Here is a 26703-nt window from a genome sequence, read left to right as displayed (position 1 = left end):
GTACGCGTTTCGGGCTGGCGATCCGGAAGCCGATCGTCCGGAACTGCCTCTAGCGTGGGGCGGGTGAGGAGTTCCGGCCCGCCGGACCCGACTTCGACCGTACGACCGGGAGATAAAAGATCATGGATATCCTGCTCATCGCCGGCCTGTGGCTCGACGGCTCCGCCTGGGACGACGTCGTGCCCGCCCTGACCGGCCTCGGCCACCGGCCCGTGCCGGTCACGCTGCCCGGCCAGGGCGACGGCACCAGCTCGGCGACGCTCGGCGACCAGGTCGCGGCGGTGGTGGCCGCCGTGGACGCCGCGTCGGGCCCGTGCCTGGTCGTCGGGCACTCGGCCGCCTGCTCCCTGGCGTGGCTGGCCGCCGACGCCCGGCCGGAGCGGGTCGCGAAGGCGGCGCTCATCGGCGGCTTCCCGAACGGCGACGGGCAGCCGTACGCCCCGTTCTTCGAGGTGGTCGACGGGGTGATGCCGTTCCCGGGCTGGGAGCCGTTCGAGGGGCCCGACGCCGTCGACCTCGACGCGCAGACCCGTGCCGCGATCGCCGCCGCCGCGGTCCCGGTGCCCGAGGGCGTGGCCAAGGGCCTGGTGCGGCTGGCCGACCCGCGCCGGTTCGACGTGCCCGTCGTGGTGATCTGCCCGGAGTTCACCCCCGCGCAGGCGCAGGAGTGGATCGCCGCCGGGGACGTGCCCGAGCTGGCGCAGGCCAAGCACGTCGAGTTCGTCGACATCGACTCCGGGCACTGGCCCATGTTCACCCGCCCGGCGGAGCTGGCCGCGATGCTGGCCGCGGCCGCCGAGGGCTGAACCGGCGATGGCGTACACGATCCGGACCCTGGACGCCGAGACCTGGGACGCGTTCGCCGAGCTGGTCGAGCGCAACAACGGGATCTTCGGCGGCTGCTGGTGCATGGGCTTCCATCCCGAGTACGGCCAGCGCCTGATCGGCAACCGCGAGGCCAAGCAGGACCTGGTCCGGGCCGGTCGCGCCCACGCGGCGCTGGTGCTCGACGAGTCCGGCGCCGCCCAGGGCTGGTGCCAGTGGGGCAGCCCGGAGGAGCTGACCAACATCAAGCACAAGCGGGCGTACGTCAGCGGCCACCCGCCGCGCCCGGACTGGCGGATCACCTGCGTCTACGTCGACAAGCGGCATCGCGGCCAGGGCGTCGCGCGGGCGGCGGTGGCCGGCGCCCTGGACCAGATCGCGCGGGCGGGCGGGGGCATGGTCGAGGCGATCTCGGAGGCGACCGCCGGACGTGAGGCGCAGTCGCGGTTCCTGTTCAGCGCGACCGTCGAGTTGTTCGAGGACTTCGCGTTCACCCGGGCCCGGCAGCTGGGCAAGCACGCCTGGCTGCTGCGGCGCACCGTCGATCCGGCGTGAGCCGCTGTGGCGGACCTGTAGTCCCGGTGTAGGCCGCATATAGATGATGTTCCGTACATCCGTCGCGGAAGGATCATCATGCTGGTCAGGGCCAAGCGCCTTCGTAACCTGGCGGTCGCGGCCGCCGTCGCCGCCTCGGTGGCGGCGGTGCCGCCCGCCGTGGCGCACTCGGCGCCGCCCGCGGCCCAGGCGGCCGCCGCCGCGGACCGGGTGCTGCGCGTCTACGACAACAACATCGAGAATCTGGTCGTCAACAACTCCGACGGGTCCTGCACCCGCGTCTCGGGCCCCGACCACCTGACCTCGATGCTCGTCGACGACGCCGGGCACACCGGCACCAGCGGGGTCAAGGCGCCCGACGTCCTGATCGTGCAGCAGGTGCGCGGCACCGGGCAGGCCTCCGCCTACGCCGACCAGCTGTCGGCGAAGTTCGGGCTGGCGGCGGGGACGTACAAGGCGATCGTGGTGTGGGACGACCCGGAGCCGTGGGGCAGCACCCACCGCTGCGACGACCAGTCGCTGGGCGACCTGAAGAAGAAGCAGACCAACGCGATCGTCTACCACTCCGGGCGGCTGGCCCTGACCGACGTGTCGAAGTACTGGAGCGCGGGCTGGCTCAAGCCGGGCACGTCCTACGCCGACGGGGCCGGGTGCACGCTGTACAAGCCGCCGAACGCCGACCCGGACAGCACCGACCAGTACAAGTGGAAGCGCACCAGCGCGATCGCGGCCCGGTTCACCCTCAAGGACACCGGCACCAGCGTGTTCGTCGCGACCATGCACCTGCCGCAGGAGAACCGCGACAACGCGTGCGCCGGGGACGGCGACAAGGGCATCGGCGGCACCGGCATCCACCTGGGCGCCGATGCGACGGCCCTGCTGAACGCGTCCACGATCCGCATCGTCGGCATCGACGCCAACCGCACCGGCATCCCCGCGAGCACGCTGGGCGGCTACGGGATGACCGGCTACGGCACCGCGGCGACCAGCGGCTCCAGCAAGATCGACTACCTGTTCGTGCGGGGCGCGGTGCAGGCGTCGCCGGTCGGGTACACCGTCGCCTCGACGAAGTCCAACCACCGGGCGCTGTACGGCTTCATCACGTACTGACCCGGTGGTCTACTTCGGGCGGCGGGCTCCGATCAGCAGGCCGAGCACGCCGCCCACCACGAGCACGATCACGGTGTACCGGATCTTCGTGGCGTCGGTGAGCAGGGCCTGCCCGGCGGCGCCGTCGGGCGTGGCCGCCAGCGCCCGGCCCGCGACGTGCCCGAGGCCCTCGGTGGCCAGCAGGTAGACGCCGGGCAGTGCGGCGGTCAGCGGGTACCAGGCCAGCGCCGGGTCGGCCGAGCGGAGCCAGCGGACGGCGTGCATGGCGGCCAGCAGCCCGGCGACGGCGGGTTGCAGGTACATGAACCGGGTCTCGGCGGTGGCCTGGGCCATCGCGTCGGCGGCGGGTCCGCCGCCGAGGACGGTCAGCAGGCTCGGCTTGAGCACGTTGAGGATCAGCCCGGCGAACAGCACCCAGGTCATGGCCCAGAGGCTGGAGTCGACCACCTCGCCCGGCAGCATGGCGACGGCGCCGCCGAGCACGCACGCCGCCGCGACGGCGACGCACAGCGTGGTCACCGAGGTGCCGGACCCGTACGCCAGCCGCACGCCGAACGCGGTGACCAGGCCGAACCCGGCCCCGGCGAGCAGGCCGACGAGCAGGCGGCCCAGCGCGGTGGCGCGGCGGGAGGCGGCTGCCGCGGCGATCGCGGCCGCGGTGATCAGCGAGGTGCTGACGACGTCAGGCATGGCCTGGATCGCGGCGTCCAGCGGTCCCGTCGCGCCCGGCGTCCCGTGCAGCGAGGAGTACGCCGTGAAGACGGTGATGGCCAGCCAGAGCAGCCCGAGGTAGACCTCCTGCTTGGTGCCCGTGCTCTCCGCCGGTTCCGCCGGTTCGGCGATGGCGTCGTCTACGGCGAGGGTGTCGTCGGCCACGGTGTACGTCCAATGAGGTCGGGGCTCGGGGCGAGCGCGATCCTACGCCGCGCCCGGTGCCCGCCCGTACGGCCCCGGCGCCTGCGGCCGTCCGGCCCGTGACCTCGGAAAATCTACAAAAAATCCGTTTCATCCTGTTTATCGGTGATTTGTCCTGGGTAGTGCTGTGCTGCGTCGAACTCGATGGAGGTACGCATGCAACGTCTCACGCAGAGACCCGCCCGGTCGCAGCCGCGACCGTTCACCGCCTACGGGGTGGCGGTGCTGACCTTCGGAGCCGCCCTGGTGGCGGCCACTGCCGGACTCGGGCAGCAGCCTGCCCGGGCGGAGGCCAAAGCGACGATCAGCGTCGACCCGACCAGCCTCGGCTTCACCGCCGAGGCGTTCCCGCGCCACGACTGCCACCTGGACTTCGGCGGCGGGCCGTTCGCCGACCAGGACGTGTGGGTCTTCAAGCTGCCCGGCGACGAGACCGAGACGGGCACGTTCGTCAACGTCACCGCGGAGTTCGCCGACCCGGACGGCGACACGACCACCGTGGTCATCCCCGGTGAGGGTGGCGGCACCATGGTCAAGGCCCACACCGACAAGGCGTGGGTGGCGCTGCCGCAGGGCCTGACCCTGGTCGGTGCCACGGCCGAGGTCACCGGCACGGCGACGAGCTTCATCCTGGGCCGGACCTGCCCCGCCGGCACGGAGGAGCCGCCGCCCGCCGGTTCGCCCGCGCCGCTGCCGTCGCCGTCGCTGTCGGCACCGCCCGTCGGCGCGGCCCTGCCGTCGCCGAGCGCCTCGGCTTCGCCCAGCGGCTCCGCTTCGCCCAGCGCGTCGGCTTCGCCCAGTGGATCGGCCTCGCCGCGGCCGCGGCCGAGCCGTTCGGCGTCGCCGCAGCCCAGCGCGCCGGTGCTGCCGTCGGTGGCGCCCAGCGTGTCGCCGTCGACTGCCCCGATCGTGCTGCCGCCGGTCGAGCCGGTCCCGTCGGCCTCGCCGCCGCCCCCGCCGCCGCCCGGCGGCCACGCCCACACCGCGTCGGCCGGGACGCAGCAGGCGCCTGAGCTCGCCGGGCTGTGGGAGCGGATCCTGGAGATCTTCCACTGAGATGAGCCGGGCCGTGGCGGCGTATCCACCAGAGCCGCCGCCACGGCCCGGTGCCGCGCCCGCGGACCGCTCAGAAGTTGAAGATCGAGTTGCGGTCGTAGAAGTGCAGGATGTACCGGCAGTTCACGCAGACCATCAGGGTCAGCACGTGCGAGGTGAATCCCCACTCGCTGCCGAGGCGGCCCACTTCCTCCTGGAAGTCGGTGCAGGCGCACAGCGGGCAGGTGAGCTGGGGAGCATCGGAGGTCGTCATACCTGCGCACGGTAGAAGGCCGCCGCCACCACGGGCGGCGGCCGCGCGCGTCTACTTGTCGGTACGGGCCAGTGCCCGGGTGAGCGCCGGCAGCACCGCGATGGACAGCGCGAACCCGAAGCCCTGCAACGCCATCGCGACGACGTACAGGACCCCGGTCAGGTGGGCCTCGTCGCGCAGTCCGAACGGCGACGTCGGGATGATCGAGTCGAGCGCCAGCAGCACCGCGTTCGTGCCGTTGTCGGCGGTCGGGGTGCCCGGCTTCGCCGCCGACAGCGCCCAGGCGCCGGCGGTGATCGCCGCCAGCAGCCAGGCGAAGGCGCGGCCGGGCAGGTAGCCGTACCCGGCGAGCGCGTCGATGATCAGGCCGGGAATGGGGCGCAGCACCGAGACGAGCCGCCGCGCGGGCGCGATCAGGTCGGGGCGGCGGCTGGCGTGGGCGCGCTGGGCACGGCGCTTGGCCAGCAGCACCAGCCGAGCCTCGCGGTCGTTGCCGTTGGCGCGGTAGTAGGCGGCCAGCTGCTCGTACGGCTGCGGGTGGTAGCCGCCCGGATCGCGCCGCAGCCAGGCCAGCCGCCGCTTGACCGGCGGATCGGGATCAGGGTCGAGATCGGTGTAGGTCAGGCCGGTCAGCCGCATCGTGGCGCCCAGCACCTCGGGCGGGACGGCGAGCGTGCCGACGGTGGCCTGGCGCAGGTCGGCCACGCCGGGCAGCGCCGCGGGCAGCGTCATCCTGCCCGTCGTCAGGGACTCGCAGTTCAGCGTGGTGTGGCTGGTGCCGTCGGCCCCGGCGGGCAGCCGCAGCTCGGCCCGCTCGAAGCTGATGCTGCTGAGTCTCGCGTCCTTCAGGGTGATCAGGCCCTCGGCGGTGAACCCGAAGTCGCAGTACATCCCCTGCTCGACGATCAGGCTGGGCGCGTGCAACGCCCGGCCCTGCGGACTGGTCAGGGTGGCGCTGGTCAGCTCCAGCGTGCTGTTGATCCGTGCGCCGTGCAGATCGACGGTCCCGGTGACGGTGAACCCCTTGGTGCAGAACATGTCCCCGTCGACGACGACGTTCACGGCGCAGAGGGCGTCGCCGCCGGGATTGGCCAGCGTGGCGCCGGTCAGGACCAGGCCACCGCCGATCTTCGCCCCGTATATGTTGACCTCGCCCTTGGCGGTGAAGCCGTCGGCGCAGGTCATGCCCTGGCCGACGGTCATGCTCGCCGCCATGAGCGCCTTCTCGCCCGCGCCGTCCAGGGCGGCGCCGTCCAGGTCCAGCACCCCGCCGATCTTCGCCCCGTACAGCGACACGGTGCCGATGGCGGTGAACCCCTGGCGGCAGAACACGTCGTGCTCGACCGTCAGGTTGACGGCGTTCAGCGACGTGCCGCCCTGGTTGAAGAGCTTGACGCCGGGCATGCTCAGCACGCCGCCGATCCTCGCGCCGTACAGCGAGATGCCGCCGTCGAACCTGCTGCCGGCGAAGCGGACCGTGCCGCTCGGCTGCCACCCGTACGCCATCAGGCCGGGAAGCCGGCAGTCGGCGAGGGTGAAGCCGCGGGTGACGGCGTTGCCGATGTCGGGCTCGCCGTCCAGCCAGCATCGGTCGAGGCGCAGCTCATGCTGCACGGTGCCGCCGTTGAGCAGCAGCTCGCCGGAGATCCGGGCGCCGGCCAGCACGAGCTTGCCGATGCTGCCGGGCTCCTCCTGCCGCACACCCAGCAGGAGCTTGGCGATCACCTGCGCGCGAACGGTCCGGTCCGGACCCCACGTCTGCGGGTCGAACCCGTCCTCGGCGGGGTCACCGGGCCCCAGGTCCACCCGGGCGCCGCGCCCGAAGGCGTCCCATACGCGGCGCTCGGCGTCGTTGACCAGGTCTTTTCTGTCCACAACGGCCTCCCGGACCTAAGTGGACACAGCCTCGCATCCGCGGCCGGGCCCGGCCATTGCCTGATCCGGCCCATCCGGGCGCCGTTCGACCGGCCCCGCACCTGGCCGGGCCGTCAGCCCGCCCCTGGCAGCGGGAGGTCGGACTCGTCGAAGTCGGCGGTCAGCTCCGCCGGAGCGCGCATGCGCCAGGCGTCGACCACCAGTTCGGTCAGGCGGGCCGCGTCGACCCGGGCCAGCCGCAGCATGACCAGCGGCAGCCCGTCGTATCCGGGCGTGGTGAAGAACCGGTCGGGCTCGCCGAGCAGCAGCGCCTGCTTCTCCGCCTCGTCGCCGACGTACAGCACGGCGACGTCGGTGCGGATGACACGCGGCAGGCCGGGCGTCCGCTCCGGATACGACCAGACGAAACCCTTGCCGCCGACCCGGAAGTCGAAGCCCTCGCTGTCGATCTCGACCACGTCCGGCAGTGACAGCGCCAGGCGGCGCACGTCGTCGGCGTCAGCCATCGATCCACCGCCCGCATCCCCGCTCCCGCATGCGCCCCAGCCTAGCGGCGGGGACCGACGGTTCCGGGATCAGAGCGCGATGGCGGCGCGCAGCCCCAGGCGCGGCGAGGCCAGCACCGGGATCGCCGTGGCGCCGCGCTTGGCCAGCGGCGCCATCGAGGCCTGCGCCAGCACGATCACGTCGGCGTCGGTGATCTCGGCCAGGGCCTCGGCGACCAGGTCGAGGTAGCCGTCGAAATCGTCGGCCTCGAACAGTTCCCAGGCCCCGACCGCGATCCGCGTCGACACCGACACGGTACGGCCCGCCCGCGCGGCCTCCTGCTCGATCAGCTCCGTGGTCGGGGCGAGCGTGGCGGCCAGCGCCGCCAGCACCGTGATCCGCGTGCCTGCGGCCACCGCCGCGGCGGCCATGGGCCGGTCGACCCGCAGCACCGGGATGCCGGCCTGCGCGGCGGCCGCCTCGGCGACCTCGCCGATGGTGGAGCAGGTGCACAGCACGGCCCGCGCGCCCGCCTCGGCGGCGCGCTCGACCTCGCGCGCGACCTGGTCGGCGACCGAGGGCGCACCGTGGCGCCGGGCCTCGTCGAGCAGGTGCCCGGCGACGATGTGGTAGAGCGTGACCGTCGGCGCCTCTTCGTTGCGGAGCCGGTCGAAGGTCGGCACATGAACCTGTGAGGTGTGCAGCAGAGCCAGCATCGTCGATCGTTCCCGGTACGGGCGGAATGTCAGGGCCCGTCACCGTAGCACCGCCGCCCGCACCCCCGCCGCCCCGCGAGATCGCAGTCACACCCACCCGCCCTCCCCGATCTTGAGGGCGGGTTCCGTCGAGTTTGGGGGGTTTTAGGGTAGGCTGTCGGCTCGTGACAGCCGTCCGGGGGAACCATGTGTCCAGGACCGGAGGCTCGGCGGCGGGCGGGCACCGCCGCCGGTGGGACCTGGCGGCGGCGGTGCTCATGGTGGCCGGTGCGCTGGCCGTCACCTGGAACCTGGTACGCGACGTGCCCGGCACCATGAACGTCAACTTCGGTGACCAGAACCAGTTCGAGTTCTTCCTCGCCCACGGCGCCGCCGTCCTCCGCGACGGCCGGAACCCGCTGTTCACCACCGCGATGAACTTCCCCGACGGCGTCAACGCGATGGGCAACACCTCCGTGCTCGGCCTGTCGCTGCCGCTGTCCCCGCTGACGATCGCGATCGGTCCGCACGCGACGTTCCTGGTCCTGCTCGGGCTCATGTTCGCCCTCACCGGACTCGCCTGGTACGCCCTGCTGTCGCGCGCCGTCGTCGCCTCCCCGGCCGCGGCGCTGACCGGCGCCGCCTGGTGCGCGTTCGCCCCCGGCATGGTGTCGCACGGCAACGCCCACCCGAACATCGTCGGCCAGTTCCTCGTACCCCTGATCGTGTGGCAGGTGCTGCGTGCCGCCGCGCGCCGGCGGCCGTGGCGCGACGGTGCCGTCCTGGCCGCGCTGGTGGTCTGGCAGGCGTTCATCAACGAGGAGATCCTGCTGTTCACAGCGGTGGCGCTCGGCCTGTTCACCGGGACGGCGGCGCTGGTGCGGCCCGACCTGCGCCGAAGGGTGCGGCCGCTGCTGGCCGCGCTCGCGGTGGCCGCGCCGCTGGCCGCCGCCGTGCTGGCGTACCCGCTGTGGTGGCAGTTCACCGGGCCGCAGTCCTACCACGGGCTCGGCGAGCACATCCCGACCTACGGCAACGACCTCGGGTCGCTGCTCACGTACTCGACGCAGTCGCTGGCCAGCGCGGTGCTGCCGGACGCGCTGGCCGGTCCGGCGCCCGCGCCTAACCAGACCGAGGAGACGGTGTACTTCGGGCTGCCGCTGATGCTGCTGCTGGTCTGGCTCGGGTGGCGGCTGCGCCGCGACCGCACGGTCGTGGTGCTGGCCGCCGTCGGGACCGTGTTCGCGGTGCTGTCGCTGGGCACCGCGGTCAGCTGGTGGGACCGGCCGCTGCTGGCCGGGCCGTGGCAGACCCTGGCCCGGCTGCCGATCCTGGATTCGGTGGTGCCCGCCCGCCTGGCGCTGGTGACGGTCGCGGTGGTGGGCGTGCTGCTGGCGCTCGGCGCGGACCGGGCGGCCCGCGGCGGGCTGCGGCGTCCGGCGGCGGTCGCGCTGGTCATGGCGTACGCGGCCGCGCTGCTGCCCGCCCTGCCGACCCCGCTGGAGGTCGCGCCCCGGGTGCCGGCGCCCGCGGTGCTGACCAACGGCGTGCTCGGCGCGTACGTCGGGCCGGGACACGGGATCATGTTCATCCCGCCGACCCGGGTGACCGTGCCCGAGCCGATGGGCTGGCTGGCCGAGAGCGGCCTGCGCTACCACATGACCAGCGGATACTTCCTGGGTCCAGGCGGCACCGACGGCCGGGGCGCCTCGACCCCGCCCGCCCGGTTCTTCGACACCTGGCTGTACGAGATCCGCCGCACCGGCTACGTGCCGCCGATCACCGCGCAGCAGCGGGCGCAGGCAGTGGCCGACCTGCGGTACTGGCAGGTCGACGCGCTGGTGCTGGGGCAGACGAAGCGGCCGGGACGGCTGCGCTGGGCGGTGACCAGGCTGCTGGGCGTCACGCCGCAGTACAGCGGGGGAGCGGACTGGGTCTGGGACGTCCGCGAGCTGGTCTGGGGTCGCGTGCCCGATCTAGGCTGACCGCGGTTCGGTCAGTCGATCGACGGGCACCGCCTGACCACCCGCGGTCGATACCGGAAAGCGGGCGGGCAGCGGTACCTCATCGACCGCCCCCGTTACTGCATGGTGTTTCCAGAGGTCGAGTCTGCCAGCCTCCCCTTGCCCCAACCTTGCCCCTCACTCAGAGCGTCACTACTATCGCGAACTGTTATAAATCCCTGCGGAGGTCGCGTGCTGGAAATCCGGCTTCTCGGAACGGTGGCGATCGCGCACGACGGCGTGGACGTCGTGCTGGGCAAGCGGCACGAGCGGTGCCTGTTCGGGATCCTGGCGCTGGAGGCGGGCCGCTCGATCGGCACCGAGAGGCTGCTGCGCCTGCTGTGGCCCGACGAGGCGCCCGCCTCGGCCCGCGCGACGCTGCACACGTACGTCGCGCGGCTGCGCGGCCGCCTGGCCGGGTGCGGGGTGTCCATCGTGACCCGGGACTCCGGCTACCTGATGCAGGTCGCGCCGTCGGATGTCGACGTGCACCGCTTCACCGACCTGCTGGGCCAGGCCATCGACGAGCCCGCCCCGGACAGGCGGTTCGCGCTGCTGACCGACGCCCTACGGGTGTGGGGCGGCGACCTGATGGAGGGCACCGCCGACGACCGGCTGCGCGACAGCCTCGACGCCAGCCTGGACCAGCGGTTCCTGCTGGCGCACGAACTGCTGGCCGAGACCGGGCTCGAACTCGGCCACGTCGAGCACACGCTGTCCTACCTGCCGGAACTCGTCCGCCGCCATCCGGCCCGGGAACGGCTGGCGGCGGCGTTGATCCGCGCGTACCACCAGTGCGGCGACGTGGCGAGTGCGCTGTCGGCGTACGAGACCGTCCGGCGGCACCTGGCCGACGAGCTCGGACTCGACCCCGGCGCGAACCTGTCCAACCTGTACCTGTCCCTGCTGCACCGGCGCGGCCCCGGCGACCCGCCCGCGCTGCCCGCGCCGCTGGTCGTGCCCGCGCAGCTGCCGCCCGCGACCAGGGTCTTCGCCGCCCGCGACGCCGAACTGGCCGAACTCGACCTGCTGGTGGTCGAGCACGCCAGCGCCGTGGTGATCTCCGCGATCGCGGGCAGCCCCGGCATCGGCAAGACCACGCTGGCGGTGCACTGGGCCCACACGCTGTCCGACCAGTACCCCGACGGCTCCCTGTACGTGAACCTGCGCGGCTTCGACCCCAACGGGCGGGCCGTCAACCCCGACGAGGCGGTGCGCGGGTTCCTGGAGGCGCTCAACGTCGCGCCGGGGCAGATGCCCACGACGCTGGAGGCCAAGACCGGGCTGTACCGCAGCCTGCTGGCCAACCGGCGGATGCTGATCCTGCTGGACAACGCGCGCGACGCCGCGCAGGTGCGGCCGCTGCTGCCGGGCACCCGGGGCTGCCTGGTGATCATCACCAGCCGCAGCCAGCTGGGCAGCCTCGTCACCGCCGAGGGGGCCGTGCCGCTGACGCTGGGCCTGCTCACGGCCACGGACGCGATCAAGCTGCTCAGCCGCCGGATCGGCGGCGAGCGTATCGCGGCCGAGCCCGAGGCCGCGATGGAGATCGTGCACCGCTGCGCCGGGCTGCCGCTGGCCCTGGCGCTGGTCGCGGCGCGCGCGGTGGCCCGGCCGCAGGCCGGCCTGAGCAGGCTCGCCGAGGAGCTGGCCGCCTCGCCGAGTCCGCTGGACGTGCTGTCCAGCGACGACCGCGCCACCGACATGCGGGCGGTGTTCTCCTGGTCCTACCAGGCCCTGTCGGCCCCGGCGGCCGAGCTGTTCCGGCTGCTCGGGCTGCATCCCGGCCCGGTGCGGACGACCCAGGCCGCGGCGGCGCTGGCGGCCGTCAGCCCGGCGGCGGCCCGCGTGCTGCTCGGCGAGCTGGAACGCGCCCACCTGGTCACCGAGGACGCCGAGGACCAGTTCTCCCTGCACGACCTGCTCCAGGCGTACGCCGCGGACCTGGCCGCCGGTTCCGCCGCGACGCCGTCCGGGGCGGCCGCCAACGCGCGGGCCGTCGAGCGGCTGCTCGACCACTTCCTGATCTCGGCGTACGAGGGCGACCTGCTGCTCGACCCGCACCGCGACCGGGTGGCGCCGCCCGACGGCTCGCCGCACGCGCACCCGTTCCTGCCGCGCGACCACGAGGAGGCGCTGGCCTGGTTCACCGCCAACCACGCCACCGCGCTGGCCGTGACCAGGCTCTGCGACACCGGCGGCTACGACCGGCACCTGTGGGAGCTGGCCTGGTGCCTGGGCAACTACTTCGAGCGGCAGGGGCACTGGCACCAGTGGATCGAGAGCCAGGCGCTGGCCCTGGCCGCGGCGGTCCGGCTCGGCGACGCGCACGCGCAGGCCCGCTGCCACCGCGCGCTGTCGCGGGCCCACCAGCGGCTCGACGACCGCCCGGCGGCGTTCAGCCACCTCACCGAGGCGCTGCGGATCTACCAGGAGCACCAGGACCCGATCGGGCAGGCGTACACGCACCTCAACCTGAACGTGTGGCACGAGAGCGAGGGCCGCTACGAGCTGGCGCTGGGCCATGCGCAGACCGCGTTCGACCTGTTCGAGCAGGCCGGTAACGTCGCGGGGCAGGCGCTGTCGCGCAACGCGATCGGCTGGGGCCACGCCAAGCTCGGCGCCCACGAGACGGCGCTGCGCTACTGCCAGCAGGCGCTGACCCAGTTGCGTGAGATCGGCCACCAGGCCGGGGCCGCCGACACCCTCGACAGCATCGGCTTCGTCTACCTGGGACTGGACGACCCGGTCCGGGCCGCCGAGGCGTACGAGGCGGCACGGGACCTGTTCGAGCAGCTCGGCGACCGGTACAACCAGGCGACGTCGCACCTGCGGATCGGCGACATCCTCGCCGGGCAGGACCAGCCCGGCCCGGCCCGGCAGCAGTGGGAGACGGCCTGGCGGATCCTGCGGGACCTGGGCCACCCCGACGCCGTGGCGGTGGGCCGCCGCCTGCACGACCCGTCCGCCGCTCCGCACGGCTGACAGAACCTGCCCGGCCCGCGGCGGGCGGCCGTCTACCATCGGACATGTGCCACGATCGTTCGACCGGCCGGTGCTGCGGCTGCGTGCGGGCATCGGGCTGGTGATCGTGTCCTGGCTGCCGATCGCCCAGGTCGTCATCTGGGCCGCCGGTCTGAGCGGCGACACGGCCGAGCAGACCCGCCTGGGGATCTGGGCCGCCCAGTTCCTGATCGGCTTCGTCGGGCTGGCCCTGGCCGGGGTCGCCGCGAAGGCGGCCGTGAAGGCTGCCGGATGGCGCGGGCTGCCCCGCACCCTGTGGCACATGTTCTGGACCGGCCGTACACCCTGACCTGCCAAGACGGCCCGCCGGCGCCTGGCGGGACGTCTCGCGACCGCGCCCTGGGGCGCGGCAGCCCTTACCGCGCGGCGAGGTCCGGCTGGTCGGACGGCGCCGGACCGGCCGGGGCCACCGGCGGCGAGCCCAGCGCGACCCACGCCGCGCACAGCGCGTCGGCGACCTTCGCGGCGTCGGCCGTCTCCAGCGCGGCCGCGCTCGCCGTGCACGTGCCGCCCGCGACGGCGACGGTCAGCTCGCCGCCCGCGGCCAGCGGCAGCCGCACCGAGCCGTCGGCCTGCCAGCTCAGATCCATCGGCAGCTCGGCCAGCGCGACGCCCGCGGGCAGCGCGCCGGCGACGGCGTCGACCGCGCTGCCCAGCGGGAATCCGGTGGCCAGCTGCGTGCCGGCGTTCGGGTCCACGAACTGGGTGGGCGAGGCCGCCGGGGGCTGGGCCAGCGGCTGCGGCTGCGGGGTCGGCCACGCCGCCACCGCGACCACGCCGACCAGCAGCGGGGTCGCGACCAGCGCACCGATCGCGGCGAAGCGGCGGTTGCGGCGGCGCACGCCGCGCCGCTCGATGTCGGCGGTGCCGCCGGGCAGGTCGGGTTCGTCGGCGACGAGCGCGGCCAGCGCGGCGCGCACCTCGTCCTCGTTCTCGGTCATACGGTTTCTCCCTCCAGGGCGCCGGTGCGTGCCAGCGCCGTACGCAGGTGCGCCAGGCCGCGGGCGGCCTGGCTCTTGACGTTGCCGGTGCTGCATCCCAGCACCGCGGCGGTCTGCTCGACCGACAGGTCGTCCCAGTAGCGCAGCACGACGACCGCGCGCTGGGACGGGTGCAGTTCGGACAGCGCCCGCAGCAGGACGTCGCGGGTGCCGTCGTCGGCGGGCCCGGCCACGGCGGTCTCCGGCAGCTCGGCGACGGCGACCTCGCGCCGCCAGCCGCGCCGGTGCGTGGCCAGGTACCCGTTGACGAGCATGCGCCGCACGTACGGGTCGACCTCGCCGCCGGCGCGAACCTTGCGCCAGCGGACGAACAGCCCCGCCAGCGCGTCCTGCACCAGGTCGTCAGCCAGGTGCCAGTCGCCGCACAGCAGGTACGCGGTGCGCCGCAGCGCGGCCCGCCGGGCGGCGGCGTACTCGCGGAATCCGGTGTCGGTCATGCGGGCTCCCGCCGGGACGGCCGGACCTGCTCGCTGCACATGCTCATGCCTGTTCCATGCAACCGACCCCCGCGCGGGTTGCACGGCCCGCCAGGCTCATTCCGGCCGGGGCCCGGACCCGGCCCAGTGCACCCACATCCGCAGGAACAACCGGTACGACGCGTCGGTGGCGGCCTGGTCGGCTCCGGCCAGCAGCTCCAGCAGCAGGCCCCGGCTGGTGGCGATCCCGAGCAGCAGCGCGTCGCGGTCCAGCGGCAGGCCGAGCTGCCGCACCGTGGCCTCGGCCTGCTCCAGCCACGGCCGGGTGAGCCCGTCGAGGAAGGACCCGGTGCCGGGTGCGCCGTGCACGGCCACGCCGACGACCTCGAAGAACAGGCGCACGAACGGGCGCAGGGCCGGGTCGGACACCTGCTGCCACAGGGCGAGCATGAGCGCGGCGGCCGCCTCGGGCCCGGTGTCGCGTCCGGGCGGCAGCCGGTCGGGCAGCCGGGCGAGCAGATCGCGCTGCTGCTGCTCGATGCGGGCGACGATCGCGGCCAGCAGGCCCTCGCGCGAGCCGAAGTGGTAGATGAGCATCCGGTGGCTGGTGCCGACCCCGGCGGCGATCTCGCGCAGGCTCCGGCCGGTCACGCCTTCTGCCGCGGCGTACGCGATGACGCGGTCGAGCATGTCACGGGTGCTGGGGTTGTCCGCTGGCATGTACCGGATGGTACCTGGCGTGTACCAGATGGTACATTGACTGGCATGCGATGGGAGAACGCGATCGTCATCGACGCCCCGGTCGACGTCGTCTGGGCAATGACCCTCGACGTCGAGCGCTGGCCCGACACCACCCCCACCATGACCAGCGTCGTCCGGCTCGACGACGGCCCGCTGCGCGTCGGCGGCCAGGCCCGCGTCAAGCAGCCCGGCCAGTCCGAGGCCGTCTGGACCGTCACCCGGCTGGCCGAGGGCCGCGAGTTCACCTGGCAGACCGTCCGGATGGGCCTGGTCATGACCGGCTCGCACCTGCTCGAACCCGTCGGCGGCGGCTGCCGCAACACCCTGGCGATCGAGGTCGCCGGGCGCGGCGCGCTGCTGTTCGGGCTGCTGTTCGGCGGCCTCATCCGCCGCGCGATCACCACCGAGAACCTGGGCTTCCAGGCTGCCGCCGTAGGTGGATGATCCGAAATCGTGGACGCCTGGTGCTGCCCTGGCAGCTCCCATCGTCCACGATTTCAGATCTTGGCAGAGGCCGCCGCGGTGGCGGGGTGCGGCGGTAAAGCGGCGGAGGCAGGTTTGCCGCCGGTGCTACGGTGCGGGTTCCCTTTCGACGTCGAGGAAGCAGCCCATGACCTACGACCGCAACCGCGAGGTCCTGACCATCGTCGCCGAGCGGCTGAGCCGGTTCGGCCCCGCCTGGTCGGCCGACGACATCGACGGCCCGCTGCTGCGGGGCCCGGGCACCGTCGGCGTGCTGCTGCAGGACAACCACACCGACCACGACAACCACCTCGACCTGGTGCTGCTGCTCAACGTCGACCGGCCCGCCGACACCTCGATCGTCGACTGCACCTCGGGGTTGGGTGCCGACCTGCGCGACCAGTGGCGCCAGGCCGTCGACAGCTGGGCCGAGCTGACCGCGGCCACCGCGATCGAGCTCATGCAGCCGGCGAACAAGTGGGCCGACCACCTGCACGGCGACAACCCCAACGGCGTGCTCGGCTGGCATGCGATCCTGCCCGGCTACTACGGCTTCGGCGTCGGTCCGGTCGGCGAGCTGCCCCAGTGGGCCGCCGACACGCCGCTGCTGCCACTGCTGGCCCCGCACCTCGAAGCCGAGGCCGACCGCGAGTTCCTCAACGGCGTGAAGATCCTGTTCGGCGGCCCGGCGGGCCGGGAGACCGCCGAGGTGCGGGTCAACGGCCGCGTGGCGGAAGCCGCGAGCGAGGCGCTGCTCGCCCTGCCCTGGCCGCGCCCGCAGCGGCCCGCGTACACCAAGACGTTCGTCCTGATGGTGCACCGCGAGACCACCGCCTGCGGCGGCTGATCTCCGATGGAGCGGGCGCAGCGGCCGGGTCAGCGGCCGCCGCCTGACCGCAGGACGAGGCCGGCCTGCTCCCAGCGGCCGTCGGCCTGGGCGCTGTGCACCTCGGCCCAGCCCGGCGGACGCATCCGGCCCTCGGCGGCGAGCTTCGCGACCAGGTCGACGTTGACCCTCGACCATGGGCTGCGCGGGCGGCGCCGGGTGTAGCGCTGGAGGAAGAAGTCCCGGTCCAGCGGCCGGCGCAGGCTGCTGATCCAGCCGTAGCACAGGCCGACCTCGACCGCTTCGAACCCGGTCACGGTCGTGTGCGCCGCACCCGCCTTGGCGATCTTCAGCCAGATCCCGCCGTCCTGGGCGTGGTGCTCCTCCAGCCAGGCGGCGAAGTCGTCCGGGCGGGTGAAGACGTACGCCTGGCCGTCGAGGACGGCGTGACCGTGGTTGTTCATACCGCCACGCTACGACCCCATGCGGAACGTTTCGTTCCTCATTGATCCCGGAATTCGGGGCGGGCAGGCAGTGGTATCGGCGGTTTCGTGCTCGACTGACCGATCGTTCGGGCCCCTTTCTTGACTCATTCCAGAAAAGGGGTAAGACTGCGAGGCGTGGCCACGACCCTGGACTTCGAGCAGATGCTCCGCGGGGCCGCGCTACGGGTGACCCGGCCGAGGCTGGCGGTGCTGAGCGCGGTGCACGCGCATCCGCACGCCGACACCGACGCGATCATCACCGCGGCCCGCACGGGCCTGCCCGAGGTGTCCCACCAGGCCGTGTACGACTCGCTGCACGCGCTGACGGCCGCGGGCCTGGTGCGGCGCATCCAGCCGTCCGGTTCCCCGGCCCGCTACGAGTCGCGGGTCGGGGACAACCACCACCACATGGTGTGCCGGTCCTGCGGGCTCATCGCCGACGTCGACTGCGCCGTCGGTGGTGCGCCCTGCCTGACCGCGTCCGATGACCACGGCTTCTCGATCGACGAGGCCGAGGTCGTCTACTGGGGCCTGTGCCCCGGCTGCTCCACCGCCGGCGATTCCTGATCGCCCGATCCGTTAAGTCACGGAAGGAATTCGATGTCCGAGAACCACGATGCCGTCGTCCACGACGCGACCGCCGGGGCCGAATCCAAGTGCCCCGTCGCGCACGGGCGCGCCCCGCACCCGACCCAGGGCGGAGGCAACCGCGGCTGGTGGCCGAACCAGCTCAATCTGAAGATCCTCGCCAAGAATCCCGCCGTGGCCAACCCCCTCGGCGAGCAGTTCGATTACGCCGAGGCGTTCCAGGGCCTCGACCTTCCGGCGGTCAAGCGCGACATCGCCGAGGTGCTCACGTCCTCGCAGGACTGGTGGCCCGCCGACTACGGCCACTACGGCCCGTTCATGGTCCGGATGGCGTGGCACAGCGCGGGCACGTACCGCATCAGCGACGGCCGCGGTGGCGGCGGTGCCGGGCAGCAGCGCTTCGCGCCGCTGAACAGCTGGCCGGACAACGGCAACCTGGACAAGGCCCGCCGCCTGCTGTGGCCGGTCAAGAAGAAGTACGGCCAGAGCCTGTCCTGGGCCGACCTCATGATCCTCGCGGGCAACGTGGCGCTGGAGTCGATGGGCTTCCAGACCTTCGGCTTCGCCGGCGGCCGCCCCGACGTGTGGGAGCCGGACCAGGACGTGTACTGGGGCCCGGAGACCACCTGGCTCGGCGACTCGCGCTACACCGGCGACCGCGACCTGGAGAACCCGCTGGCCGCGGTCCAGATGGGCCTGATCTACGTCAACCCGGAGGGCCCCAACGGCAACCCGGACCCGCTGGCGGCCGCGCGTGACATCCGCGAGACCTTCGGCCGCATGGCCATGAACGACGAGGAGACCGTCGCGCTGATCGCGGGCGGCCACACCTTCGGCAAGACCCACGGCGCGGGCACGACCGACCACGTCGGCCCCGAGCCCGAGGGCGCGCCGCTGGAGGCGCAGGGCCTGGGCTGGACCAGCACCTTCGGCACCGGCAAGGGCGGCGACGCGATCACCAGCGGCCTGGAGGGCGCCTGGACGAACACCCCGATCGCGTGGGACAACAGCTTCTTCCAGATCCTTTTCGGGTACGAGTGGGAGCTCAGCAAGAGCCCCGCCGGTGCGCACCAGTGGAAGCCGAAGGACGGCGCGGGCGCCGGCACCGTCCCCGACGCGCACGACGCGTCGAAGAGCCACGCCCCGACGATGCTGACCACCGACCTGTCGCTGCGCTTCGACCCGGTGTACGAGCAGATCTCGCGCCGGTTCCTGGCGGACCAGGACGCGTTCGCCGACGCGTTCGCCCGCGCCTGGTTCAAGCTGACCCACCGCGACATGGGCCCGATCGCCCGCTACCTGGGCCCCGAGGTCCCGGCCGAGGTGCTGATCTGGCAGGACCCGGTGCCCGCCGTCGACCACGCGCTCATCGACGCCGCCGACGCGGCCGCGCTCAAGGCGCAGCTGCTGGCCACCGGCCTGTCCGTGTCCGAGCTGGTCTCGGTCGCGTGGGCGTCGGCCTCGACGTTCCGCGGCAGCGACAAGCGCGGCGGCGCCAACGGCGCCCGCATCCGGCTGGAGCCGCAGAGCGGCTGGGAGGTCAACAGCCCCGACGAGCTGCCCCGGGTGCTGCACGCCCTGGAGGGTGTCCAGCAGGCGTTCAACGCCGCCCAGACCGGCGGCAAGAAGGTGTCGCTGGCCGACGTCATCGTGCTCGCCGGTGCCGCCGGGGTCGAGCAGGCCGCCGAGGCCGCCGGGCACGCCGTCGAGGTGCCGTTCACGCCGGGCCGCACCGACGCGTCGCAGGCGCAGACCGACGTCGAGTCGTTCGCGCCGCTGGAGCCGACCGCTGACGGCTTCCGCAACCATCTGGGCAAGGGCCACCGCCTGCCGGCCGAGTTCCTGCTGGTGGACAAGGCGAACCTGCTCAACCTGAGCGCGCCGGAGATGACCGTGCTCGTCGGCGGTCTGCGGGTGCTGGGCGCCAACGCCAAGCAGTCCACGGTCGGTGTGCTCACCGACCGGCCGGGCACGCTGAGCAACGACTTCTTCGTCAACCTGCTCGACCTCGGCACCACCTGGCGGTCGGCCACGGCCGACGGCGAGTCGTTCGAGGGCGTCGACGCCGGTGGCGCGGTCAAGTGGACCGGCAGCCGGGTCGACCTGCTGTTCGGCTCCAACTCGGAGCTGCGGGCGCTGGCCGAGGTCTACGCCAGCGACGACGCGACCGGGAAGTTCGTGAGCGACTTCGTGGCCGCCTGGGCGAAGGTCATGGACCTCGACCGGTACGACGTCAAGAAGTGATCCTCGACCGGCCCTGCCGGTGACGGTGGCCGCCGCCGACCTCAGGTCGGTGGCGGCCACCGCCGTCACAGCCTGCGCGGTCCCAGCCGCGCCGCACGTGCGGCCATAGTGGACGGACACGAATCCGGCCGCCTCGGCGTAGGGTCCATCGCATGATCGAGAAGGCGGTGGCCGGGGCGAACACGCTGACGGCGCGATGGGCGGAGACGTTTTCGGCAGACGCGTCGGCGGCGGTTTCCGGGGCGGGTGTCTGGCCGCTGCTGGCATACCTCGCGTCGGCTGCCGACGGCGACGGCCGGGCCGAGCTCGCGGCAGCGGTGGGGCTGCCCGCCGAAGACGCGCCGGAGGCGGCGACCGCGCTGCTCGGCCTGCTGCGGGCAGCACCCGCGCTCCGGGCCGCGCTGGGCGTGTGGTTCCACCCTGACGTGCCCGTTCGCGAGCAGTGGCTGCGTACGGTCCCGGCGGGGTCGATCGGGGTGCTGACCGACGGCGCCCTCGCCGCATGGACCCGGGAACAGGTCGGTGACCTGCTGGAATGCCCTCCCGCCCCGGACGGACCGGAGGAGCTGCTGGTCCTGGCGACCGTGCTGACGGTGCGAACCACCTGGAAGGAACCGTTCGAACACGATGTGATCTCCGGTCAGCAAGGACCCTGGGCACGACGCCGGCTGGCGGGTTTGAAGCGCGCCTCAGCCGATCGGGACCAGCTCGCCGTCTACGACACCGCGGCAGGCCGGATCTCGGTGCTGTCGGTGGAGGGCTCGGACGACATCACCGTCGACATCCTGCTCGGCGCCGAGGACGCCCCCGCCGGGGCGGTGCTGGCGGCCGGGATCAGCGCACCGGCGACGCTCACCCCGGTCCGGCTCGGTTCCCAGCTCACCGCCCAGGACCAGGCGCCGGGCGTGAGCATCGGGCACTACCACCGCACCGCCGAACCGCAGCTGTTCTCCTACCTGCCCCGCTTCGACGTCGACAGCGCACCTGACCTGCTGGCGTTCGCGGATCTGTTCGGGCTGCGTACGGTGTCCGACCGGTCCCGGCAACGGTTCCCCGGCATGAGCGAGTCGCCCCTGGCGGTCGGCGCGGCCAAGCAGAGTCTGACCGCGTCCTTCACCGCGCTCGGGTTCGAAGCCGCGGTGGCGACCCGGGTGTCCCTGGCAGGCGGCAGCTTTTCGCCGACGGTGCCGCCGAACGTCTGCTTCACGGTCGAGCGCCCGTTCGGGTTCGCCGCCAGGCACCGCCCGACCGGCCTGGTGCTCGTCGCGGGCTGGGTGGCCGACGGGGTGGACTACGTGACCCCGCCCGAGGACCTGGTCGACATGTCCTTCCTGGAGCTCCGCACCTAGTTGATCGGTCCCGCTAACCTCCAGGCATGGAGATAGACGGCGGCCTGTTCGCGCTGGGCGGCGTCGCGCTGGCCGCGGCGTTCACCGAGATCCGGGCCTGGCGCGAGGACCGGTCGCGGCGGGCGCACGACCTCCACGTGCAGCGCCGTGAGGTGTATGCGGCCGCGCTGCGTGAGGTCGAGTCGGTCACCAGCGAGCTCGCCAAGCTGATCAACTATGGTGCGGGGGACCGCGAGGAGCAGCGGCGCGCGGTGTGGAGCGCCCTCGTCCGGGCGTACGAGGTCCTGAACCAGGTGCGGCTGCTCGCCGAGAACATGAACACCGCCGGTGCCATGAGCGCCGTCCTGCGGGTCTACCGGGACGCGCTGGAACAGGGCGCGACGGAGCTGCCGGACCCGCGGGAACTGCGCCGCGCCATGGTGGGCGGGTTCCGCGAGGACCTGGGCATCGACGGCCTGCGGCGGCGCTGGCGCAAGACCGGACCATAGCCGGGCACGGGCGGAGCCCGGGTCGTCGTGGACCCGGGCTCCGCCCGTCGCCGTCATCGCAGACGGCGGCCGGTCACCGCAGGACGGTGCGAAGGATCTGTCGGACCTGCTTCTGCTTTCCGGCGCGGTGGGCCGCCACCAGCTGCGCGAACTGCTCGCCCGCGAGCACCGGCACCCTCAGCTGCGCCGCGCGGTCGGCTTTGGACCCGGCGCCCTCACCCACGACGACGAGGTCGGTCTTCGCCGACACCGACCCGGACGACCTGCCGCCCAGGACCTCGACGGCCTCGTTGCCCTCGGTACGGCTGAAGCCCGGCACCGAACCCGTCACCACCACCGTCAGCGGCGACCCGTCGCGGCGCTGCAACGGCAGCACCGCCGTGCCCGGCTCGGCCGCGTCGGGCTCCAGCGCCGGGCTGCCCGGCTCGACCATCGTCACCCCGTACGCGGTGAGGCGGTCGATGACCGGGGCCAGTTCGGCGAGCTCGGCGACGATGACCTGGGCCCGGCCGGAGCCGATCCCGTCGACGAGTTCCCAGTCGGCGGCCGTCGCGGCCTGGATCGCGGCCATGGTGCCGAAATGGCGGGCGATGCGCCGCGACAGCGACCGGCCGGTCATCCGGACGCCGAGCGCGGTGAACACCCGCGACAGCGGCTTGAGCTTGGACGCCTCGATGTTGGCGACCAGGTTGGCGGCCGACAGCGTCCCCATCCGGTCCAGGCGGGCCAGGGTCGCGACGTCCAGTCCGTACAGGTCGGCGGGGTCGGTGACCAGGCCCGCCGCGAGGAGGCTGTCGACGACCTTGTCGCCGAGTCCCTCGATGTCCATCGCGTCGCGGCCGGCGTAGTACAGCAGCGCCTCCCGGGCGCCGCAGGCCCGCCCGCGCAGGCAGCGCCACCGCTTCTGGGACTGGTCGATCTCCCCCTGGCAGCGCGGGCACACGGCGGGGGGCTCGAACGGCAGCGCCGTCTCGGGCCGCTCGTCGAGCTTGGCGCCCGTGATCTCCGGGATCACCTCGCCCGCGCGGCGCACGAACACCGTGTCGCCGACCCGGACGTCGCGCAGCACCAGGTCGGCGAAGTTGTGCAGGGTCGCCGTCGTCACGATCACACCGCCGACCTGGACGGGCTCCAGCACCGCGACCGGCGTGATCAGCCCGGTCCGCCCGACCTGCACCTCGATGCGCAGCAGCGTGGTGGTGCGGGTGTCGGCCGGGAACTTGTAGGCCACGCTCCAGCGCGGCGCCCGGCTCGAATATCCGGCCGCCTCCTGGTCGGCGGTGAAGTTCGCCTTGACGACCACGCCGTCCACGGCGAAACCGAGCTCCCCGCGCCGGGCGCCGAGCGCGACGACATTGTCGACCACCTCGTCGATGCTGGTCCCGACGACCATCCCGGCCGACGACTGCGCGGTGGTGGCCACCCCGAGCCCGGCCAGGTATTCGATCGCCGCCGAGTGGGTCGACGCGTGCTCGTCCGGGACGCCGATCGCCGCGTACGCCAGGAACGACAGCGGGACGTCGTAGCCGCGGTCGATCGCCCGCACCGTCCCGGCCGCAGCCGACCTCGGGTGGGCGAACCTCGGCTCGCCGTGGGCGACCCGGATCTCGTTCGCGGCCGCGAAGTCGGCGTCGGTCATGAAGACCTCGCCGCGCACCTCGACGTCGACCGGCGCCGACAGCCGCTGCGGCAGGCCCGCGACCAGCCGGGCCTGCGCGGTGACGTCCTCGCCGGTGCGCCCGTCGCCGCGCGTGGCGACCAGCACCAGCCGCCCGCCGCGGTAGCGGGCGGCCACGGCCAGGCCGTCGACCTTGGGCTCGACGGTGTACTGCGCGACCCGCTGCCCCACCGCCTTGTGCAGCCGGGCGGCCCAGCCGCGCAGCCCGTCCTCGTCGAAGACGTTGTCGAGGCTGAGCATCGGGGCGCTGTGCTCGACGTCGCCGCCGGTCCCGGCGACGGTCCTGGTGGGGGAGGCGGTGCTCTGCCACGCGGGGTGGTGGTCCTCGGTCGCGGCGATGCGTGCCACGAGCGCGTCGTAGGTGGCGTCGTCGACGGTGACGTCTCCGGCGTGGTACGCCGTGGCGCAGCGCAGGGCGCGCTCGACGCCGTCGAGGTATTCGTCGTGGGTGTAGAACGGCTGGGCGTGGGTCGGGTCGACTACCGGTGCGGTGGCGATGGCTGGCAAGAGGGTTCCCCTTCGTCCGTACCCGCTGGCGGATCCAGTCCGCTACAACATATCCGCAGGGTGTGACAGGAATCGGGCTCCGAAAACCGCCTCCGAGAAAACATGCGGGTGTACCGCGCACCTTCTGGAGAGCGCTCCCTGGCGGCCGCCTCCGCGGGAGGCTCGCGACCAGGTCTGCCTTACTTCTGATGTCCAATTTATGCAGAAGGTGATTCTTGGCAGGCACATTGTCATCGATTCCTACCTATTGACACCGGTCGGCGATGAGTTCACCATGCAGGTATAGAGAGCGCTCTCTGGCAAGATCCCTCCTCGTGCCCCCGAGGAGGACCTGTGCACCAGTGGAACCCCGTCGCGACCGTCCCCGCAGAACCGGAGGATCCGTCATGCTCAACCGTGCCCTCACGGGCAGAAACCGGCCGCGCACATTAGTGCTCGGTGTCACCGTCACCGCGATGATCGCCGCGTTGCTCACCAACCAGGCCATGCGCGCCTCCGCCGCCGAGACCCCGCTGTCGCAGGGGCGCCCGGCGACGGCGTCGTCCACCGAGAACGCCGGCACGCCCGCGTCCGCCGCGGTCGACGGCAACCCGGCCACCCGCTGGTCGAGCGCGTTCAGCGACCCGCAATGGCTCCAGGTCGACCTGGGCGCCACCGCCACCATCAACCGCGTGGTCATCACCTGGGAGACCGCCTACGCGCGCGACTTCACCATCCAGACGTCCCCCAACGGCACCACCTGGACGACGATCAACACCACCGTCGACGGCACCGGCGGAGTCCAGACGCTCAACGTCACCGGCTCCGGCCAGTACGTGCGGCTGAACACCACCCGCCGCGCCACGCAGTACGGCGCGTCGCTGTGGGAGTTCCAGGTCTTCGGCACGGGCGGCGCCCAGCCCAGCCCCAGCACGTCGTCCGGCAGCGGCTGGGTCAACATGGACCAGGCCGCGTGGAACGCCCAGCTCGCCGAGTTCAACGCGATGGTCATGAACCCGGCGCCCCCCAACGCGGTGCGGGTCTCGGAGTTCAACGCCGCGTGCGTCTACAGCCACTCCCTGAAGGACGACCCGATCGTCTTCCCGGGGCTGCCCGGCGCGTCGCACATGCACAGCTTCTTCGGCAACCGTGCCGCGAACGCGGCGACCACCACCGCGTCACTTCGCAACAACACCGCGTCGAGCTGCGGCCCGGTGGGCGACCCCTCCGCGTACTGGATCCCCACCCTGTACGAGCGGGGCGTGGCGGTCGAGCCGCGCGGCATGACCGTGTACTACAGCTCGCGGCTGCCCGACCCGACCAAGACGCTGCCCTTCCCGCAGGGCTTCCGGATGATCGCCGGCGACGCCAAGAAGCAGTCGCCGACCCCGGCCGGTGTGCCCAACCAGTTCTGGTGCGCGGGCCCCGGCGGCGAGATCGGCCGCAGCGCCGACGGCAACTGGCCGATCTGCGCCCCGACCGCCAACCTCACCTTCCAGCTGGTGTTCCAGGACTGCTGGGACGGTGTCCACCTGGACAGCCCCGACCACAAGTCGCACGTCTCCTACAACACCGTCGACGGCAAGTGCGTCGCGCCGTTCCCGATCGCCATCCCGAACGTCTCGTTCGTGATCGACTACCCCACCCACGGCAGCGCCGACGGCTTCACGCTGTCCTCGGGCATGGCCTCGTCGATCCACGGCGACTCGTTCCTCGTCTGGGACAACGCGGCCCTGGGCCACCGGGTGAAGGACTGCATCGTCCAGAAGGCCAAGTGCAACACCGCCGGTACGTTCTGACCGGCGTTCCGGCCACCGCCTGAGGACGTGGCCCGGCCCAGCGCCGGGCCACGTCCTCAGGAGCACGGCCACGTCCCTCCGAGCACGGCCACGTCCCGCCGCGACCGCGGCCGGGACGGCGGGATCAGGGGCCGGGACGGGGGATCAGGGCTCGGCGGACGGCAGGGCGCGAGACTGCGACGACCGCCCGTCGGCGGTGAGCACCGCCCACTCGTGACCGTCGAGCCGTTCGAGCCAGGCGGTCGCGCGGTGGCCCATGGCCATCGCGGCGGTCGCGTAGGCGTCGGCGGTGCGCAGATCGGGGCCGACGACCGTGACGGAGGCCAGGTCCCGGGCCGGGCGGCCGGTGCGCGGGTCGGTGATGTGCGCGCCGCGCTCGTAGCCGCCCGAGGTCGCGACCGCGGCGTCGGTCAGTTCCAGGACCCAGGACAGGCTGTCGCGGTGCCACGGGTCGAGCACGCCGATGCGCCACAGCCGGTCCGGGGCCGGGCGGCCGCGTACGCAGATGTCGCCGCCCGCGTTGAGGCAGTGGTCGGCGGCCCCGGCCGCGGCCAGCCGGTCGGAGGCGACCTGGACCGACCAGCCCTTGACGTATCCCGAGGGGTCGAAGCGGCCGTCGGCGAACGCGTCGAAGTACCCGTCGGTCGCCTCCCACAGCCTGGCGCACTCGTCCAGCACGTGACGCAGGTCCGGCGAGCAGTCCTCGCGCCGCAGCGCCCCGGCCCGCAGCGCGCTGACCTCGCTGTCGGACCGGTACGTGCTGAACCTGAGGTCGACCTCGCGCAGCCACGCGAACGCCTCGTCGGCGAGCCGGTCGGCGTGCGGCAGGTCGCCGGCGATGTCGAGGCTGATCGCCGTACCCATGATCTGCTCGACGCGGCGCAGCCCGGGGCGGGTCACGCGCTGAAGTGGGCGGCGTCGAGGGCGGCCTGGAGCGACTCGACGTAGCCGTCGGTGGTGACGGTGGCGCCGCTGACCCCGTCGATGCGGGCGCTCTGGGCCGCGATGACCTGGGCGCGCAGCTGCGGCAGCGCGCGGTCGTTGATCTCCTCGTCGCGGTGGTTGCCGTCCGGCTTGGCCAGTACCACGACGTCGGTGATCCGCCCGGACGCGATCTTCACCTGGACCTGCACGGGCCCCCAGCGGGTCTGCGCGACCGACCCGTTGACGGTCACCGCGCCGTCGCCCTGGCCCTGGCCGGTGGCCGTACCGGTGCCGGGGTCGCCGACGACCCCGGGTGCCGCGCCCGTGACCGCCGACGTCGTCGTGCGGGGCCCGGACAGGCTGGTGCGGTAGCTCAGCATGAGTACGACGGCCGCGATCGTGCCCATGACCGCCATCGT

Annotated in this window: 26 protein-coding genes; 14 read left to right on the top strand and 12 right to left on the bottom strand. The window is 73.1% G+C overall.

The features are described from left to right. The first annotated feature begins 122 nt into the window (after nucleotides 1–122). The 3 genes from Cs7R123_RS28100 to Cs7R123_RS28090 all read left to right on the top strand — a co-directional run bounded on the left by Cs7R123_RS28100 (nucleotide 123) and on the right by Cs7R123_RS28090 (nucleotide 2490). Nucleotides 123–806, top strand: a complete 684-nt coding sequence (locus Cs7R123_RS28100; RefSeq protein WP_212830809.1) for an alpha/beta fold hydrolase — start codon at nucleotides 123–125, stop codon at nucleotides 804–806. Nucleotides 807–813: 7 nt separating this feature from the next. Then, complete coding sequence (locus Cs7R123_RS28095; protein ID WP_212830807.1) at nucleotides 814–1380, top strand: GNAT family N-acetyltransferase; 567 nt, start codon at nucleotides 814–816, stop codon at nucleotides 1378–1380. Nucleotides 1381–1458: 78 nt separating this feature from the next. Then, nucleotides 1459–2490 carry a hypothetical protein gene (locus tag Cs7R123_RS28090; protein WP_212830805.1) on the top strand — a complete coding sequence of 344 codons (1032 nt, stop codon included), beginning with the start codon at nucleotides 1459–1461 and terminating at the stop codon, nucleotides 2488–2490. Between the two features lie 9 nt (nucleotides 2491–2499). Here Cs7R123_RS28090 and Cs7R123_RS28085 read toward each other — a convergent pair whose 3' ends face one another. After that, nucleotides 2500–3366: a hypothetical protein gene (locus Cs7R123_RS28085; RefSeq protein WP_212830803.1), complete on the bottom strand. Its 867-nt coding sequence runs from the start codon at nucleotides 3364–3366 to the stop codon at nucleotides 2500–2502. Nucleotides 3367–3561: 195 nt separating this feature from the next. On the opposite strand from Cs7R123_RS28085, the gene Cs7R123_RS28080 reads away from it, so the two are divergent. After that, nucleotides 3562–4461: a hypothetical protein gene (locus tag Cs7R123_RS28080; protein WP_212830801.1), complete on the top strand. Its 900-nt coding sequence runs from the start codon at nucleotides 3562–3564 to the stop codon at nucleotides 4459–4461. Between the two features lie 70 nt (nucleotides 4462–4531). On the opposite strand, the gene Cs7R123_RS28075 is transcribed toward Cs7R123_RS28080, so the two are convergent. From Cs7R123_RS28075 to Cs7R123_RS28060, 4 genes are all read right to left on the bottom strand, one after another. After that, on the bottom strand, nucleotides 4532–4714 hold the full coding sequence (locus Cs7R123_RS28075; protein ID WP_212830799.1) for a hypothetical protein: 183 nt from the start codon (nucleotides 4712–4714) through the stop codon (nucleotides 4532–4534). Between the two features lie 51 nt (nucleotides 4715–4765). Further along, nucleotides 4766–6589: a hypothetical protein gene (locus Cs7R123_RS28070; protein WP_212830793.1), complete on the bottom strand. Its 1824-nt coding sequence runs from the start codon at nucleotides 6587–6589 to the stop codon at nucleotides 4766–4768. 113 nt (nucleotides 6590–6702) lie between these two features. Beyond that, the gene (locus Cs7R123_RS28065; RefSeq protein WP_212830792.1) at nucleotides 6703–7095 is read right to left on the bottom strand and encodes an MmcQ/YjbR family DNA-binding protein; all 393 of its coding nucleotides are present in this window, start codon (nucleotides 7093–7095) and stop codon (nucleotides 6703–6705) included. 69 nt (nucleotides 7096–7164) lie between these two features. After that, nucleotides 7165–7791, bottom strand: a complete 627-nt coding sequence (locus tag Cs7R123_RS28060; RefSeq protein ID WP_212830790.1) for an aspartate/glutamate racemase family protein — start codon at nucleotides 7789–7791, stop codon at nucleotides 7165–7167. A 188-nt stretch (nucleotides 7792–7979) separates the two neighbouring features. Here Cs7R123_RS28060 and Cs7R123_RS28055 point away from each other — a divergent pair, with 188 nt between their 5' ends. The 3 genes from Cs7R123_RS28055 to Cs7R123_RS28045 all read left to right on the top strand — a co-directional run bounded on the left by Cs7R123_RS28055 (nucleotide 7980) and on the right by Cs7R123_RS28045 (nucleotide 13086). Then, nucleotides 7980–9755, top strand: coding sequence for a DUF6541 family protein (locus tag Cs7R123_RS28055; protein ID WP_212830788.1), 1776 nt, complete (start codon nucleotides 7980–7982; stop codon nucleotides 9753–9755). 210 nt (nucleotides 9756–9965) lie between these two features. Next, complete coding sequence (locus Cs7R123_RS28050; protein ID WP_212830786.1) at nucleotides 9966–12758, top strand: BTAD domain-containing putative transcriptional regulator; 2793 nt, start codon at nucleotides 9966–9968, stop codon at nucleotides 12756–12758. Between the two features lie 46 nt (nucleotides 12759–12804). Then, nucleotides 12805–13086 carry a hypothetical protein gene (locus Cs7R123_RS28045; RefSeq protein WP_212830784.1) on the top strand — a complete coding sequence of 94 codons (282 nt, stop codon included), beginning with the start codon at nucleotides 12805–12807 and terminating at the stop codon, nucleotides 13084–13086. Between the two features lie 67 nt (nucleotides 13087–13153). On the opposite strand, the gene Cs7R123_RS28040 is transcribed toward Cs7R123_RS28045, so the two are convergent. The 3 genes from Cs7R123_RS28040 to Cs7R123_RS28030 form a co-directional block, all read right to left on the bottom strand. Further along, a complete protein-coding gene (locus Cs7R123_RS28040; protein WP_212830782.1) occupies nucleotides 13154–13738 on the bottom strand; it encodes a hypothetical protein in 585 nt (194 codons plus the stop codon). Further along, entirely contained in the window at nucleotides 13735–14235 is a 501-nt protein-coding gene (locus Cs7R123_RS28035; protein ID WP_212830781.1) for a SigE family RNA polymerase sigma factor, read from the bottom strand. Before Cs7R123_RS28035 ends, Cs7R123_RS28040 begins: the two co-directional genes overlap by 4 nt. 96 nt (nucleotides 14236–14331) lie before the next feature. Beyond that, complete coding sequence (locus Cs7R123_RS28030; RefSeq protein ID WP_212830779.1) at nucleotides 14332–14934, bottom strand: TetR/AcrR family transcriptional regulator; 603 nt, start codon at nucleotides 14932–14934, stop codon at nucleotides 14332–14334. 45 nt (nucleotides 14935–14979) lie between these two features. On the opposite strand from Cs7R123_RS28030, the gene Cs7R123_RS28025 reads away from it, so the two are divergent. Both Cs7R123_RS28025 and Cs7R123_RS28020 read left to right on the top strand, forming a co-directional pair. Then, nucleotides 14980–15399, top strand: a complete 420-nt coding sequence (locus Cs7R123_RS28025) for an SRPBCC family protein (protein WP_212830777.1) — start codon at nucleotides 14980–14982, stop codon at nucleotides 15397–15399. Between the two features lie 166 nt (nucleotides 15400–15565). Next, on the top strand, nucleotides 15566–16264 hold the full coding sequence (locus Cs7R123_RS28020) for a DUF6348 family protein (RefSeq protein ID WP_212830775.1): 699 nt from the start codon (nucleotides 15566–15568) through the stop codon (nucleotides 16262–16264). A gap of 29 nt (nucleotides 16265–16293) precedes the next feature. Here the strand turns inward: Cs7R123_RS28020 and Cs7R123_RS28015 are convergent, their stop codons facing one another. Then, the gene (locus Cs7R123_RS28015) at nucleotides 16294–16707 is read right to left on the bottom strand and encodes a YdeI family protein (RefSeq protein WP_212830773.1); all 414 of its coding nucleotides are present in this window, start codon (nucleotides 16705–16707) and stop codon (nucleotides 16294–16296) included. Between the two features lie 183 nt (nucleotides 16708–16890). On the opposite strand from Cs7R123_RS28015, the gene Cs7R123_RS28010 reads away from it, so the two are divergent. From Cs7R123_RS28010 to Cs7R123_RS27995, 4 genes are all read left to right on the top strand, one after another. Further along, nucleotides 16891–17295 carry a Fur family transcriptional regulator gene (locus tag Cs7R123_RS28010; RefSeq protein ID WP_280517361.1) on the top strand — a complete coding sequence of 135 codons (405 nt, stop codon included), beginning with the start codon at nucleotides 16891–16893 and terminating at the stop codon, nucleotides 17293–17295. 33 nt (nucleotides 17296–17328) lie between these two features. After that, on the top strand, nucleotides 17329–19560 hold the full coding sequence (gene katG, locus Cs7R123_RS28005) for a catalase/peroxidase HPI (protein WP_212830769.1): 2232 nt from the start codon (nucleotides 17329–17331) through the stop codon (nucleotides 19558–19560). A 152-nt stretch (nucleotides 19561–19712) separates the two neighbouring features. Beyond that, on the top strand, nucleotides 19713–20909 hold the full coding sequence (locus tag Cs7R123_RS28000; RefSeq protein WP_212830767.1) for a serpin family protein: 1197 nt from the start codon (nucleotides 19713–19715) through the stop codon (nucleotides 20907–20909). 26 nt (nucleotides 20910–20935) lie between these two features. Continuing rightward, nucleotides 20936–21397 carry a hypothetical protein gene (locus Cs7R123_RS27995; RefSeq protein ID WP_212830765.1) on the top strand — a complete coding sequence of 154 codons (462 nt, stop codon included), beginning with the start codon at nucleotides 20936–20938 and terminating at the stop codon, nucleotides 21395–21397. Between the two features lie 73 nt (nucleotides 21398–21470). Here Cs7R123_RS27995 and ligA read toward each other — a convergent pair whose 3' ends face one another. After that, nucleotides 21471–23582: an NAD-dependent DNA ligase LigA gene (gene ligA, locus Cs7R123_RS27990; RefSeq protein ID WP_212830763.1), complete on the bottom strand. Its 2112-nt coding sequence runs from the start codon at nucleotides 23580–23582 to the stop codon at nucleotides 21471–21473. Between the two features lie 455 nt (nucleotides 23583–24037). On the opposite strand from ligA, the gene Cs7R123_RS27985 reads away from it, so the two are divergent. Further along, complete coding sequence (locus Cs7R123_RS27985) at nucleotides 24038–25360, top strand: DUF1996 domain-containing protein (RefSeq protein WP_244872193.1); 1323 nt, start codon at nucleotides 24038–24040, stop codon at nucleotides 25358–25360. Nucleotides 25361–25504: 144 nt separating this feature from the next. Here Cs7R123_RS27985 and Cs7R123_RS27980 read toward each other — a convergent pair whose 3' ends face one another. Continuing rightward, complete coding sequence (locus Cs7R123_RS27980) at nucleotides 25505–26224, bottom strand: FAD:protein FMN transferase (protein WP_212834573.1); 720 nt, start codon at nucleotides 26222–26224, stop codon at nucleotides 25505–25507. Nucleotides 26225–26256: 32 nt separating this feature from the next. Continuing rightward, nucleotides 26257–26691 (bottom strand): FMN-binding protein, encoded by a 435-nt coding sequence (locus tag Cs7R123_RS27975; protein WP_244872192.1) that lies wholly within the window; start codon nucleotides 26689–26691, stop codon nucleotides 26257–26259. Nucleotides 26692–26703: the final 12 nt, after the last annotated feature.

Origin of the sequence: Catellatospora sp. TT07R-123, assembly GCF_018327705.1 — a bacterium.
In the GTDB taxonomy this organism is placed as follows: Bacteria; Actinomycetota; Actinomycetes; order Mycobacteriales; family Micromonosporaceae; genus Catellatospora.
The sequence above is the reverse complement of the archived record's forward strand: the minus strand, read 5'-3'. Positions and strand labels throughout refer to the sequence as shown.

What these genes read in the sequence shown, in the direction of transcription:
- Cs7R123_RS28100 (WP_212830809.1), top strand. Translation starts at nt 123, where the DNA reads ATGGATATCCTGCTCATCGCCGGCCTGTGGCTCGACGGCTCCGCCTGG.
- Cs7R123_RS28060 (WP_212830790.1), bottom strand. Translation starts at nt 7,791, where the DNA reads ATGCTGGCTCTGCTGCACACCTCACAGGTTCATGTGCCGACCTTCGAC.
- Cs7R123_RS28025 (WP_212830777.1), top strand. Translation starts at nt 14,980, where the DNA reads ATGCGATGGGAGAACGCGATCGTCATCGACGCCCCGGTCGACGTCGTC.
- Cs7R123_RS27995 (WP_212830765.1), top strand. Translation starts at nt 20,936, where the DNA reads ATGGAGATAGACGGCGGCCTGTTCGCGCTGGGCGGCGTCGCGCTGGCC.
- Cs7R123_RS27985 (WP_244872193.1), top strand. Translation starts at nt 24,038, where the DNA reads ATGATCGCCGCGTTGCTCACCAACCAGGCCATGCGCGCCTCCGCCGCC.
- Cs7R123_RS27980 (WP_212834573.1), bottom strand. Translation starts at nt 26,224, where the DNA reads ATGGGTACGGCGATCAGCCTCGACATCGCCGGCGACCTGCCGCACGCC.
- Cs7R123_RS28030 (WP_212830779.1), bottom strand. Translation starts at nt 14,934, where the DNA reads ATGCCAGCGGACAACCCCAGCACCCGTGACATGCTCGACCGCGTCATC.
- Cs7R123_RS28090 (WP_212830805.1), top strand. Translation starts at nt 1,459, where the DNA reads ATGCTGGTCAGGGCCAAGCGCCTTCGTAACCTGGCGGTCGCGGCCGCC.
- Cs7R123_RS28010 (WP_280517361.1), top strand. Translation starts at nt 16,891, where the DNA reads ATGCTCCGCGGGGCCGCGCTACGGGTGACCCGGCCGAGGCTGGCGGTG.
- Cs7R123_RS28015 (WP_212830773.1), bottom strand. Translation starts at nt 16,707, where the DNA reads ATGAACAACCACGGTCACGCCGTCCTCGACGGCCAGGCGTACGTCTTC.
- Cs7R123_RS27975 (WP_244872192.1), bottom strand. Translation starts at nt 26,691, where the DNA reads ATGGGCACGATCGCGGCCGTCGTACTCATGCTGAGCTACCGCACCAGC.
- Cs7R123_RS28075 (WP_212830799.1), bottom strand. Translation starts at nt 4,714, where the DNA reads ATGACGACCTCCGATGCTCCCCAGCTCACCTGCCCGCTGTGCGCCTGC.
- Cs7R123_RS28035 (WP_212830781.1), bottom strand. Translation starts at nt 14,235, where the DNA reads ATGACCGACACCGGATTCCGCGAGTACGCCGCCGCCCGGCGGGCCGCG.
- Cs7R123_RS28000 (WP_212830767.1), top strand. Translation starts at nt 19,713, where the DNA reads ATGATCGAGAAGGCGGTGGCCGGGGCGAACACGCTGACGGCGCGATGG.
- katG (WP_212830769.1), top strand. Translation starts at nt 17,329, where the DNA reads ATGTCCGAGAACCACGATGCCGTCGTCCACGACGCGACCGCCGGGGCC.
- Cs7R123_RS28020 (WP_212830775.1), top strand. Translation starts at nt 15,566, where the DNA reads ATGACCTACGACCGCAACCGCGAGGTCCTGACCATCGTCGCCGAGCGG.
- Cs7R123_RS28040 (WP_212830782.1), bottom strand. Translation starts at nt 13,738, where the DNA reads ATGACCGAGAACGAGGACGAGGTGCGCGCCGCGCTGGCCGCGCTCGTC.
- Cs7R123_RS28095 (WP_212830807.1), top strand. Translation starts at nt 814, where the DNA reads ATGGCGTACACGATCCGGACCCTGGACGCCGAGACCTGGGACGCGTTC.
- Cs7R123_RS28080 (WP_212830801.1), top strand. Translation starts at nt 3,562, where the DNA reads ATGCAACGTCTCACGCAGAGACCCGCCCGGTCGCAGCCGCGACCGTTC.
- Cs7R123_RS28065 (WP_212830792.1), bottom strand. Translation starts at nt 7,095, where the DNA reads ATGGCTGACGCCGACGACGTGCGCCGCCTGGCGCTGTCACTGCCGGAC.